This is a genomic window from Cetobacterium somerae (assembly GCF_022430525.1).
Classification (GTDB): domain Bacteria; phylum Fusobacteriota; class Fusobacteriia; order Fusobacteriales; family Fusobacteriaceae; genus Cetobacterium_A.
The window spans coordinates 925,995-938,357 of the sequence record NZ_CP092519.1 but is presented as its reverse complement, the minus strand read 5'-3'; the positions used below and the strand labels follow the sequence as shown (position 1 = coordinate 938,357).

Genomic DNA, 12,363 nt, shown 5'->3' with positions numbered 1-12,363 from the left:
TGGACTAAATTTAGTCCATTTTTTTATTAGTTATTTCTTTTACCAAATAATCTTAAAAGATTTAGGAATAGGTTTACAAAGTCTAAGTAAAGCATTAAAGCTCCAATAGTTGAAAACTTATTGTAATCCTCCTCTGTTAAATCATTAGATTGGAATATTTTTACAATTCTATTTATATCATAAGCAATTAGAGCTGTAAATAGTACTACTGCACATACAGATATAAACCATCCAAGAATTGATATTTTTAAGAATAGATTTAGGAGAGAGACAATTACTAAAGCAATTAGTCCTCCTTTAAAGAAACCATCATATGATGAAAGATCCTCTTTAGTTTTTAATCCATAAATTGTCATTCCAACAAATATAAGGGATGTAACTCCTAAAACATAAAGAATAGAATATGGATTATAAATTAACATAACTACAGAAAGAACTAAACCATTCATAGCTGAGTATGCTATAAATAAAAATTTTGCAGTTCCACTACTTATTTTATTTATACCAAAGTTTATACCAAGAACTAATAATAGCTCTGCCACTATTATAAAAGTCATATAGTTAGCTACAAAAGATATTAATGGTTGACTTTGGACAACATACCAAGAAACACCTCCTGTAATTAAAAGACCTAAGAACATTTGCATAAAAACTTTTCTTAGAAAACTATTTTTTGTAGAAATCTCAATTGAATTATACATAATTAACCTCCTCAATTATTTTAAAATTAAATATAAAAAGCTGGCTTAGCCAGCTGTTAAAATCTATATTTTTTAATCTTCATCATTTATAAACTCATATAGCTTTTTCTTATCATTCACCACTTTAGTTTTTATTTTTTCCTTTACCTCTTTTTTCATTTTTGGAATTTTCTTTTTATCCTCCTTAGTTCCACATTTTGTGAATTCTCTTGGAATGTAATTCATTTCATCATCTTCAAATTGATCAAAGTTCATTCTTCCGTTAGCCATTTCAATCTCCTTTAAGTTTATAAAGAGGAATTAACCTCATACTAATATTTATTATATTTTCTAGTTTTTGTCAACAAGTTTATTTAAAATTTTTCACACCCCTTAAATATTCCAAGGAAACATTATAAATCCTATGGCTAAAATTAAAATTAAAATAACTCCCATAATAATTTTTTTTACAACACTATTTTCGCTTTTCATAGATCCCCTCTTTTGTAATGAATTTACTCTATTATACTTATATTTAAATATTTTTCCTTTTTTAAATAGCTATATTATTTTTTATATATCTATGTCATATAATTATTATATTTGTGTAAATTATTAATCTGATATATACTACAACCAGTACATTGTTTCCTTATAATGTATAATAAAGTGTGTGTGTGTGTGTGGAAAATAGGTTCTTGAAAAAAGGACCTATTTTTCTTTTTATAGAAAAATAGATCCTTTTAAGTTTTTTATTCATATTTTTTATTCATAAACTCTAATTTTAAATAGTGAGAATTGTGAACCACCATTATATTTATTTAGATTTTTTCCTACCATTACAACTGTTACTATTGCTGCAATTATATCGCATATCGGTTGAGCTAACCAGATACCTGTTAATCCATAAGCTTTTGAGAAAATCATAATTAGTGGTATCAATAAGATTACTTGTCTTAGTAAACTTAAAAACATTGCTGCTTTTCCCTCACCTATTGCTAAGAAGTAATTGCTTCCTGCCATTCCTAAAGCAATTGCTGGCATAGCCATTAGATAGATTCTCATTCCATGAATAGATATTGCCATTATATCTGGATTTTTATTAAATAATCCAACTATTGTTGCAGGGAAAACCTCAACTAAGAATAATGCGATAGAAAATATTACTACTCCAGTCCATGTTGCTATTTTATAAGCCTCTTCCATTCTTCCATATTGCTTAGCTCCAAAATTATATCCAATTATCGGTTGAGCTCCTTGAGATATTCCAAACACTGGCATGAAACAAAGTAGCGCTACTGCATTTACTGTCGCCATTGCTCCAATTGCTAAATCTCCACCATGAGTTTTCAAAGCATTGTTATTTACAACTTGTACCATACTTGTTGCTAATTGCATTGTGAATGGTGATATTCCTATAGCAAATATAAGTTTAACAATATCAAGGTTTAGCATTAGATTCTCTTTTTTTATTTTTAAATCAGATTTTTTACTCATATAATATACGTAAGAAAGTAGTGCTGTCATAACTTGAGAAAGTACAGTTGCATATGCAGCTCCTTTTATACCTAAACCTAAAGTAAATATAAATATTGGATCTAGAACTATATTAACAAAACAGCTAAATACCATTATTGCTGAACATATTTTTGGGTTCCCATCAGCTCTAATTGTACTATTTAGTGCATATCCCATAATATTAAAAACTGTACCGTATAAAATAATAGTTATATACTCTCTTGCATATTTTAAAGTACTTTCACTTGCTCCAAAAGCTTTTAAAATAGGGTCTCTATATATTGTTCCTAGAACTGTAATTATTACTCCTAAAATTATTGAAAGTGTAATAATGTTTCCCATTATTTTTTCAGCACTATCTCTTTTTTGTTCTCCCAGTTTTATAGAAATATTTGCAGTAGCTCCTATTCCTATTAACATTGAAAAAGCTAATACAATTGTTACTATTGGCATTGTTATTCCAACTCCAGTAATAGCCAAAGCTCCAATCTCATCCATATTTCCTATAAAAATTCTATCAACCACATTATATAGGGCACTTACAAGCATACTAATTATTGCAGGAATAGAATATTTTATAAGTAATTTTTTAATGTCTCCATTATGTAGAGTTAATTCCTGTTGTTTCACGTGTTCCTCCTTAATTTTTTCTCATCCTTTCATCATAACATTTTTTTTAAAAATATGATATAATTTATTTATTTTTTAGGAGGATTTTTAATGGAAATATTTAAAAATAGTTGTTCTCTTGATTGTTTTGATGTATGTAAAATTGATGTATATAAAGAAAATGGAAAAGTGGTTAAGCTTCAGGGAAATAAAGAGCATAATTTAACAGATGGTTTTTTATGTTCTAAGGGTCTTAAACATTTAAACCGTCTTTATGATGAAAATAGAATTTTAAAACCACTTTTAAAAGTAGGAGAGGGATTTAAAGAAATCTCTTTTGAAGAAGCTTTAGATATTTTAAAAAATAGATTGAGTGAAATAAAAAATAGTAACTCTACAAACTCTATTATCCACTATAGTGAATCTGGAGCTGGAGGACTTTTAAAAGGAATACATGATATATTTTTTAATTTTTTAGGTGGAATCTCAACAGCTAGCGGAGGAACTTGTTGGTCTGCAGGATGTGCTGCTCATGATTACGATTTTGGAGGAAGAAAGACAAGTGATTTAGATGATATGAAAAATGCTAAAGTTATAATTCTTTGGTCTAGAAATCCAGCGATAACATCAGTTCATTTGTATAAAAAATTAATTGAAATGAAAAAATTAGGAGTTAAAATTATAACAATTGATTTTAGAACAAATGAAACTTCCGTAATAAGTGATTTACATATTAATGTTAAAGGTGGAAGTGATGGAGCTTTAGCTCTAGCACTTTGTAAAATGGCTTTTGAACACAACCTAGTTGATTATAATTTTTCTAAAAATAATATAGTTGGTTTTGAAAAATTTAAAGAATATCTTGATACTACAGTTTTAGATGAACTTCTATTAGATTGTGGTATTACTAAGGATGAGGCAACAAAACTTTTAGATTATATATCTCTTGGAAATATTATGACTTTTATTGGATATGGATTACAAAGATATGTTAATGGTGGAAATAGTGTAAGAGCTATTGACGCTTTAATGAGTATAACAGGAAATCTTGGAAAAAGTGGATCTGGTGTTTTCTATTCTAGTAAAATTTATCCTCAAGTGTTAGATAGAGATCCTTATAAGAGTTCAAACTTTGGTAAAAATTCTCGCGAGTTTCCAATTACAAAATTTAGTGATTTTGTTGCAGAAAATGAAATTAAAGCTATCTTTATAAGTAAAGCTAATCCTTTAAATCAACTTCCAAATTTAAATAAAACTTTAGAAGCTTATAAGTCTATACCTTTAAAAGTATGTTTTGATATGTTTTTAACTGATACTGCAAAAAATAGTGATCTTATAATACCTGTTACAAACACACTTGAAAGTGAAGATATTATATACTCATCTATGCTTATGCCATCTTTAATGTATAATGAAAAGGTTGTTGAACCGTTAGATTATAGAATGGATGAATTTGAATTTTTTAAGGAGTTAGCAAGAGATTTAGATTTAAAAAATTATCCACAAGTTTCTAAAACAGAGTATTTAAATAAAGTTTTAGCACCTTTAAATATAAATGTTGAAGATTTAAAAAAACAAGATTTAAATATAGAAAAAGGATATATTGCTTGGGAAGATAAAAAGTTTAAAACACCATCAGAAAAAATTGAAATTTATAGTGAAACGGCTTTAGCTGATGGATTTGAACCAATGCCTATTTTTATGAAAGCAACAAAAGGAAGTGATGAGTATCCAATTAGACTTGTGACACCTCATTGTAAGGATTCTTTATTTAATCAGCATGTTGGAGATATTGATGGTATATCAAGTATATATCTATCAGTAAAAAATATTGAAAACTTCCAGGAGGGGGAAATAGTTATTGTTTCATCTCAAAATGGAAGTATTTTATCTCAAGTAAAAATTGATTCAAATTTAAAAAAAGATGAAGCTTATATTTTTATGCAATGGAGTAAAAAACAGGGAAATCCAAATTTCTTAACAAATAGTCTTTCCTCTGATATTGGTGGTCAAGTTGCATATTATGATACTTTTGTAAATATAAGAAAAAGTATTGTTTAAAACTTGTAAAGTAATTTGACAAGTTAATATAAAAAAAATATAATGACCTTGAATTTATACAAACTTATTCTAGGAGGAAGTATGGAAATATTAGCACATAGAGGTGCATCTGGAACTGCACCTGAAAATACAATTGCAGCATTTAAAAAAGCTTTAATTGATGGATGTGATGGTTTCGAGTTTGACGTTCAACAAACAAAAGATGGGAAAATTGTTGTATTTCATGATTGGACTTTAGAAAGAACTAGTAATGGTCAAGGGCATTTAAGAGATTATACATTGGAAGAGCTAAAAAAATTAGATGTAGGAAGTTGGTTTAGTGATGAATTTAAAGGAGAACAAATTCCAACTTTAGAGGAAACTTTAGATATTATTCCAGATGATAAACTTATTAATATTGAATTAAAAGAGGAACATTCTGTTGAAAGAGGTACCGAAAATAAAGTTCTAGAAATAATTAAAAGATATCCTAATAAAAATATTATCGTTTCATCTTTTAGCCATAATCTTTTAAAAAATTTAAAAGAGTTAGATAGCTCTATTAAGGTAGGTATTCTTTTAGAAAGTGCTCTTGTTAATTTAGATAAATATATTGAAAATTTAGGTTTTAACATAGATGCATATCATCCTAGTAAAAGTTTTCTTAATCAAAAAGATGTTAATTATCTAAACTCTAAAAATATAGATATTAATGTTTGGACTGTTAATTCTTCTAAAGATGCTAAAATATTGAAAGATATAGGTATTACAAGAATAATCACTAATTTTCCAAAAGAAATAATTAGTTAAAAAAACAGCAAAATTTTGCTGTTTTTTTTAACTTTATTTATAGAACATTAAAAGCCCCGACGACTATTTTGTTCTCTAACTATATTTAGTTTATTATAATTTTTATCAAATAACAATATTTCAAATATTACAATTTTTTTTCTATATAAAAAAACATACTTTTATAATACTTCTATTACATTTTTTAATATTTTCTCTTCCAAAGATCTCTTTATTCTATAAAAAACTGTACCATCTCTTAGAGTAGATTGGAAATCATCTATTACAACATCATGAAGTTGAAAAATAGATTTTTCAATATTTAAGTAGTTATAATCTATATTAAATTCAATTTTAGGAAAATTCTCTTCTAAATCTTTTTTTAATTTTTTTTGTCCTAAAGTATTTATTTCTCCAACTAATATTAAAACTTTTTTAATATTTAATAAATAATTTTCTATAATATTTTCTTTTAAAATTGAAATTATAAAATATTTATCGCAAATATTTAATTTTTGTGAATTATCTTTTAGTACCTTATCAATTATATCTAATAATAAAAAATCTTCTGATAGTAAATCTACATTTCTTATTTTTAAAATACCATAATCTTTTCTTAAAATTGAAAAATATAGCTGTTGTATTAAATTTGGTTTCAAACTCATATCTGTTATCTTTAATATTTTGAATAAATCTTCTGATATTTTTTTGCCCTTATAAATATATCTTTTAAAAAATAATGTTCATTTGATGATATCATATAAATATATTGTACTAAAATATTTTTATAATCTTCACTAAATCCAATATTACCAACAGAATTAACAACACATCTTATTCTTTCAAGCATTTGTATGTCATTATATTTTTCAAAACTATAATTTTCAGTTTGAAAATATTTAGATTTTATATCTAATGCACATAAAAAGCAAAGAAGTGTTGGTGTTAAAGGTAACTTTAAACACTTATATATTGCCACTAATTTAGTAGACCTAGTTTTTATATTAAATTTTTTTATATTATTTAATAATTTTTTTTGAACAGGAGTTAATATATCTTCTTCTAATATTAACTTAGTTGTTTTTAAAGCAAAAACAATTCTGCTATCATTAGTGAGCTCTATCAGCTCAGTTCCCTTTCCATTATTATAAGTAATTTTTGAGCCATTAGTTTCTAAAAGTTTTTTGATAATCAAAAAACATCTATTTATTGAACTTCTTGAAATATCTAAATATTCTCTTTCCTTTTCTAAGTTTATAAAACCGTAATAAACCAATTTAATATATAGATAATCAACTTTTTCTTCAAATGTTAGTGTATTTATTTTTTCAAAAATTTCACACCACTCAGTTTTTTTTATCTCTAATTTAACTATTCCTTTCTCAATTCTAATTTCTTCTAATTTTAAATCTCTTAAAAAAGTATTAATTGCATTAATACTTTTTAAAAGTGTTCCTTCTTTTATATCTAAGTTATGAGCTAAATTTTCTTTTGTTATTTTTGTTTGATGTAATATTTTTAAAATATTAATCATAGTACTATGCATAAATCTCTCCCTATTTTATTGCGAAGTTTAATTTTTTTTGAAACAAATTATAGCATCTTTATCACTCTCTGTATATATCTGTTTAATTCTATTTTTTTATACTTTTAATCGCATCTGAAAGATCGCTAATTTCTTCTAAAGACATTTTTCGAAGTTCATTTCTTAAAGCAATTTGTTTTTTTATATACATATCTCTTTTTAAAGAGTAAAACATTGTAAATATCATTATTGGAAATAAGATTAATAACGGAAAAGCTATTATAATTGAAGCTGTTTTAAGCATATTTAATCCTCCAGCAAATATTAAAGCTATTGCTAAAAGTGATTGAGTAACTCCCCATATTAATTTTTTATAACTTGGTGGGTTTAAATCACCATCTGAACTCATCATTCCTAAAACATATGTAGCAGAATCAGCTGATGTTATAAAAAATGATCCTAACAATAATATTGCTATTCCACTCATTAAGGCTCCAAATCTATATTGACTAAAAACTAAGAATAAAGCTGTTTCAGTATTTTCAACGGCTACTGTTGCAAATTCTTTTCCAAGAGTTATACCTAAAGTTCCAAAAGCTGAAAACCAAATAAAAGAAACAATAGATGGTATTATAACTACTCCAATTATAAACTCTCTTATAGTTCTTCCCTTTGATATTCTGGCAATAAATGTTCCAACGAAAGGAGTCCATGCAACCCAATTAGACCAATAAAATATTGTCCATGCCGACATCCACTTATTATCACCAAAACTATTTGTTTTTAAACTAATTTTTAAAAAATTATTTAAATAATTTCCTAAATTTTCAGAAAAAACATTAAATATCGATATAGTGGGTCCTAATATAATAACCATTAATAGCAATACAACAGATATTAATACATTTATATTTGAAAGTATTTTTATTCCTTTATCTAATGATCCTAAAGCTGAAGCTATAAATATAACTGTTACAATAGTTATGATAACTATTTGACTTAATATACTATTTGGTATATTAAAAAGATAATTTAATCCACTATTTATCTGTAAGGCTCCTAAACCTAAAGTAGTTGCAACACCAGTTATTGTAGCTAAAATTGCTATTATATCTATTGTATTTTTTAGTTTTTTTTCATAGGCTCTTCCTTTTAAAATAGGTGAAAAAAGAGAACTTAAAAGACCTTTTTCTCCTTTTCTAAATTGAAAATATGCCATTGCCAATGCTAAAAAACTATAAATTGCCCAAGGATGGATACCCCAATGAAAAAATGATGTTTTAAAAGCAAAATCTATTGCTTCTTTAGTTCCACTTTCCATTCCTCCTATTGGGTAAGCATAATGAGTCATCGGTTCAGCTACTCCAAAGAATACTAATCCCACTCCCATTCCTGCAGAAAAAAGCATAGAAAACCAAGAAAGATTAGAGTATTCAGGTTTAGAATTATCTTTTCCAAGTTTAATATTCCCATAACTACTACAACATAGAAATAAACAAACTAACGCTATTACAAGCACAATGATTAAATATAAAAATCCAAAGTTTGTAATTATTGAATCAAGTAGATTTGTTGTTACTTTTTCAAAACTACTTTTGTCTAAAGCAATTATTGATAAAATGACAAAAATAATTAAAAATGTTATGTAAAATATTGTATTTTCTTTAGCAAGCACTTTTTCTAAAATTTTTGTTTTTTTATCAATGTTATCATAGTTTTTCATATTATTCCTCCTTTAGGTAATTAATTTTATCCATAAAAAAGACAAAATATAGTTGATAATAAAAATATAATATAAATAATATAATTTTCTAGAGAGTTGCTTAATTTATTTTTATTAAAATAAATTTTTCTTTTATTTATGTTATCTTTTTTTGTGTAATTTAAATTTACAGAATTAAAAATTTTCATATTTATTTACCTCCTTTAAAATCAACTATGTTGTTAATATATTCAAATACTTATTTTAGATTCCTTTTTATGCTTCTTTTATTTTCTTATTATGAGATTATAGGTTTTTATATTTTAAGAGAAAAAAAATCACGGAATTAAAACCCGTGATTTTTTTATTATTTTTTAAACATCATCTCTCTTAATTCGTTTCCAACTATTTCAATTTTTTCCTCTTTACATCTATTTCTCATAGTTTTTAAAATTGGATATCCCGCTTGTCCTTCTAAAATAAAATCTTTAGCGAACCTTTCATTTCTAATATCCTCTAAAACCTCTTTCATATTCTCTCTACTCTCTTTTGTAATAATCTTTTTTCCAGTTGTATAGTCTCCATATTCAGCAGTATTTGAAATCGATTCTCTCATTGCTGCAAATCCTTTTGAATAGATTAAATCTACTATTAATTTCATCTCATGAACACATTCAAAATATGCTAATTTTTTATTATAACCTGCATCTAATAGCGTTTCATAGCCTGCCTTCATCAATTCTACTAATCCCCCACATAAAACAGCTTGTTCTCCAAATAAATCTGTTTCTGTTTCATCTTTAAAGGTAGTTTCTAAAACTCCTAAATCCAAACAAACTCCCTTAGCCCAATCCTTAGCCAATTGAAGTGTTTCTTTAGATGGATCTTGATACACAGATATTAAGGCAGGTACTCCCTCTTTTTCTAAAAACTTTTCTCTCACTTTATGACCTGGAGACTTTGGTGCAACCATAAATACATTTAAATCCTTTCTTGGAGTAATTTGTGAATAATGAATGTTAAAACCATGAGCAAATCCTAAAAATGCTCCATTTTTCAGCTCATTCTTTAAGTAATTTTTATATAATTCTGGTTGATTTTCATCAGGTACTAAAAGCATAGCTACATCTGCAACTCTTGCCCCATCCTTCAAATTTAAAACTTCAAATCCATCCTCTTTAACTCTATCCCAACTTTGACTATCCTCTCTTAATGCTACACTTACATCATAACCACAATCTTTTAAATTTAAAGCATGTGCATGCCCTTGTGACCCATACCCAAATACAACAACCTTTTTTCCTGATAAACTCATAACAACTCCTCCTCGTCTCTATTTTTATTTTAAACCTCTAATCCTCTACTCATTGCTGATACACCTGTTCTTGCTATCTCTAAAACATTAAAATTTTTAATAAGCTTTAAAAAGCCATCTATTTTTCCAATATCTCCTGTTATCTCAACAATTAAACTTTCAAGTGCTACATCTACAACTGACCCTCTATATATGTCTAATATTTGAAGTAATTCTTGTCTATTTTTAGAATTAACTTTTATTTTTATTAAAACTAATTCTCTAAAAACACTCTCCCTTGAAAAAGCTTTAATAAACTCAACATCAAATAACTTTTCAGCCTGTACAATAACTTGATTTAGTGTATATTCATCCCAAAATCCAGTTATTGTCATTCTTACAGTATCCTCTGGATATCCCTCTCCTGCTGTTATATTTTCTATATTAATACCTCTTTTTTGAAATAAGCCAGATATTTTATTTAAAACTCCAGGTTTATTTTTCATAACCAATAAAATTCTTTTGGCATTCATAAATTATTCACCTCCAATTGTATGTTCATAAGATTTTCCAGCTGGTATTATTGGATATACATTATGTTTATAAGACATTTGAATATCAACTAAATAAGGTTTATCATTTTCTAATATCTCCTTTAATCTTTTAAGATTAGCTACATTATCTATTTTTTCACCCTCTATAAAATGAGCATTTCCTAATTTTACAAAATCTGGATTAACATCTAAAATTACACTAGAGTACCTTTTTTCATTAAATAACTCTTGCCACTGCTTTACCATTCCTAAAGCTCCATTATTAAAAATAAGTATTTTTACAGGTAGATTATATTGAACTAATAAAATCAACTCCTGCTGATTCATTTGAAACCCTCCATCACCTAATATAGCTAATACTTTTTTGTCCCTATTAGCTATTTGAGCTCCAATTGCTGCAGGTAATCCATACCCCATTGTTCCTGCTCCACCAGATGTGCAAAATTGAAATGGTTTTTTTATATCTAAATGCTGTGCTGTAAACATCTGATGTTGGCCAACATCAGTTACTACAATGTAATTTTCATCTAAAATTTCATTTAACATTTTCAATGTAGTTATTTGGTTTAGCTCTTTTTCTTTAAATACATCAACTCTTTCCAAACTCTCTCTCCAACTCTCATAATGAACTTTTAAATCCAATTTTAAAAGTCTATTAAAAATCTCTTTAGCATCTCCTATAATTGGAAGATCTACAACTATATTTTTGTTTATTTCTGCTCTATCTAACTCTATATGTATCTTTTTAGAGTTTGGTGAAAATCTTTTTTTATCCCCTACTATTCTATCATCAAATCTCATTCCAACACATATCAATAGATCACATTTATCAACAGCTCTATTAGCTTCTATTAATCCATGCATACCTATCATTCCTAAGTACCCTTTATCATCTTTATTAAATATTCCTAAACCCATGAGTGTTGAAACAACAGGAATCTTAGTTTTATTTATAAACTCTCTTACCTCTTCTACACACCGAGCATTTAGAATTCCTCCTCCTATTACTAATACTGGATTTTTTGAACTATTAAAATAATTTTCAAACTCCTCAATCTCTTTATCTGTATAAGTTGGTTTAAATTTTTTCATCTCTTGAATATCCTTTTTTAAAAGTATCTCAAATAAAGAGTAATCAATTACTTGTTCTTGAATATTTTTAGGAATATCTACTAAAACTGGTCCTGGTCTTCCATGTTTTGATAGTGTATAAGCTTCTTTCAATATCTCTGGAAGATCACATATATCTCTCACTAAATAGTTATTTTTAGTAATTGGAGATGTTATTCCAATAATATCGCTCTCTTGAAAAGAATCCTTTCCTAAAAATGACGTACTCACTTGTCCTGTTATAACAAGTAATGGGATAGAATCCATATGAGCAGTCATTATTCCTGTGACCAAATTTGTTGCTCCAGGACCTGATGTTGCTAAACAAACTCCAGGAACCTTTTTAGTTCTTGCATAACCATCTGCACTATGGACTGCCCCTTGTTCATGTCTTGTCATATAGTGATTTATCTCTTTAAAATCGTATAGTGCATCATAAATAGGAATTACAGCTCCACCCGGATATCCAAAAATATCTTTAACTCCTAAATACTTTAATGTTTCTAAAACTATTTTAGCTCCTGTTATTTTTTTCATACTTT

At 26.7% G+C, this 12,363-nt stretch carries 12 protein-coding genes; 2 read left to right on the top strand and 10 right to left on the bottom strand.

What is annotated here, in order from left to right:
* Window positions 1-26: 26 nt before the first annotated feature.
* From MKD34_RS04215 to MKD34_RS04205, 3 genes are all read right to left on the bottom strand, one after another.
* Window positions 27-701, bottom strand: coding sequence for a Bax inhibitor-1/YccA family protein (locus tag MKD34_RS04215; protein WP_240219982.1), 675 nt, complete (start codon window positions 699-701; stop codon window positions 27-29).
* Between the two features lie 72 nt (window positions 702-773).
* The gene (locus tag MKD34_RS04210) at window positions 774-971 is read right to left on the bottom strand and encodes a hypothetical protein (RefSeq protein WP_023050703.1); all 198 of its coding nucleotides are present in this window, start codon (window positions 969-971) and stop codon (window positions 774-776) included.
* A gap of 474 nt (window positions 972-1,445) precedes the next feature.
* Complete coding sequence (locus MKD34_RS04205; protein WP_240219980.1) at window positions 1,446-2,828, bottom strand: MATE family efflux transporter; 1,383 nt, start codon at window positions 2,826-2,828, stop codon at window positions 1,446-1,448.
* Window positions 2,829-2,918: 90 nt separating this feature from the next.
* Here MKD34_RS04205 and MKD34_RS04200 point away from each other — a divergent pair, with 90 nt between their 5' ends.
* Together MKD34_RS04200 and MKD34_RS04195 are read left to right on the top strand one after the other, a co-directional pair.
* Window positions 2,919-4,868: a molybdopterin-dependent oxidoreductase gene (locus tag MKD34_RS04200; RefSeq protein ID WP_240219978.1), complete on the top strand. Its 1,950-nt coding sequence runs from the start codon at window positions 2,919-2,921 to the stop codon at window positions 4,866-4,868.
* A gap of 81 nt (window positions 4,869-4,949) precedes the next feature.
* On the top strand, window positions 4,950-5,657 hold the full coding sequence (locus MKD34_RS04195) for a glycerophosphodiester phosphodiesterase (RefSeq protein WP_240219976.1): 708 nt from the start codon (window positions 4,950-4,952) through the stop codon (window positions 5,655-5,657).
* Between the two features lie 161 nt (window positions 5,658-5,818).
* On the opposite strand, the gene MKD34_RS04190 is transcribed toward MKD34_RS04195, so the two are convergent.
* The 7 genes from MKD34_RS04190 to ilvB form a co-directional block, all read right to left on the bottom strand.
* Entirely contained in the window at window positions 5,819-6,301 is a 483-nt protein-coding gene (locus tag MKD34_RS04190; protein ID WP_240219974.1) for a hypothetical protein, read from the bottom strand.
* An 11-nt stretch (window positions 6,302-6,312) separates the two neighbouring features.
* Complete coding sequence (locus MKD34_RS04185) at window positions 6,313-7,182, bottom strand: BglG family transcription antiterminator (protein WP_240219972.1); 870 nt, start codon at window positions 7,180-7,182, stop codon at window positions 6,313-6,315.
* 88 nt (window positions 7,183-7,270) lie between these two features.
* A complete protein-coding gene (locus MKD34_RS04180; RefSeq protein WP_240219970.1) occupies window positions 7,271-8,884 on the bottom strand; it encodes a BCCT family transporter in 1,614 nt (537 codons plus the stop codon).
* Window positions 8,885-8,910: 26 nt separating this feature from the next.
* A complete protein-coding gene (locus MKD34_RS04175; protein ID WP_240219968.1) occupies window positions 8,911-9,072 on the bottom strand; it encodes a hypothetical protein in 162 nt (53 codons plus the stop codon).
* A 158-nt stretch (window positions 9,073-9,230) separates the two neighbouring features.
* Window positions 9,231-10,178: a ketol-acid reductoisomerase gene (gene ilvC, locus MKD34_RS04170; protein ID WP_240219966.1), complete on the bottom strand. Its 948-nt coding sequence runs from the start codon at window positions 10,176-10,178 to the stop codon at window positions 9,231-9,233.
* Between the two features lie 29 nt (window positions 10,179-10,207).
* A complete protein-coding gene (gene ilvN / locus MKD34_RS04165; protein ID WP_240219964.1) occupies window positions 10,208-10,690 on the bottom strand; it encodes an acetolactate synthase small subunit in 483 nt (160 codons plus the stop codon).
* A 3-nt stretch (window positions 10,691-10,693) separates the two neighbouring features.
* A complete protein-coding gene (gene ilvB, locus MKD34_RS04160; RefSeq protein WP_240219956.1) occupies window positions 10,694-12,358 on the bottom strand; it encodes a biosynthetic-type acetolactate synthase large subunit in 1,665 nt (554 codons plus the stop codon).
* Window positions 12,359-12,363: the final 5 nt, after the last annotated feature.

Bases quoted from the DNA above. Each gene is read 5' to 3' on its own strand.
- MKD34_RS04185 (WP_240219972.1), bottom strand. From the start codon at position 7,182: ATGCATAGTACTATGATTAATATTTTAAAAATATTACATCAAACAAAA.
- MKD34_RS04215 (WP_240219982.1), bottom strand. From the start codon at position 701: ATGTATAATTCAATTGAGATTTCTACAAAAAATAGTTTTCTAAGAAAA.
- MKD34_RS04200 (WP_240219978.1), top strand. From the start codon at position 2,919: ATGGAAATATTTAAAAATAGTTGTTCTCTTGATTGTTTTGATGTATGT.
- ilvN (WP_240219964.1), bottom strand. From the start codon at position 10,690: ATGAATGCCAAAAGAATTTTATTGGTTATGAAAAATAAACCTGGAGTT.
- MKD34_RS04195 (WP_240219976.1), top strand. From the start codon at position 4,950: ATGGAAATATTAGCACATAGAGGTGCATCTGGAACTGCACCTGAAAAT.
- ilvC (WP_240219966.1), bottom strand. From the start codon at position 10,178: ATGAGTTTATCAGGAAAAAAGGTTGTTGTATTTGGGTATGGGTCACAA.
- MKD34_RS04210 (WP_023050703.1), bottom strand. From the start codon at position 971: ATGGCTAACGGAAGAATGAACTTTGATCAATTTGAAGATGATGAAATG.
- MKD34_RS04190 (WP_240219974.1), bottom strand. From the start codon at position 6,301: ATGAGTTTGAAACCAAATTTAATACAACAGCTATATTTTTCAATTTTA.
- MKD34_RS04175 (WP_240219968.1), bottom strand. From the start codon at position 9,072: ATGAAAATTTTTAATTCTGTAAATTTAAATTACACAAAAAAAGATAAC.
- ilvB (WP_240219956.1), bottom strand. From the start codon at position 12,358: ATGAAAAAAATAACAGGAGCTAAAATAGTTTTAGAAACATTAAAGTAT.
- MKD34_RS04180 (WP_240219970.1), bottom strand. From the start codon at position 8,884: ATGAAAAACTATGATAACATTGATAAAAAAACAAAAATTTTAGAAAAA.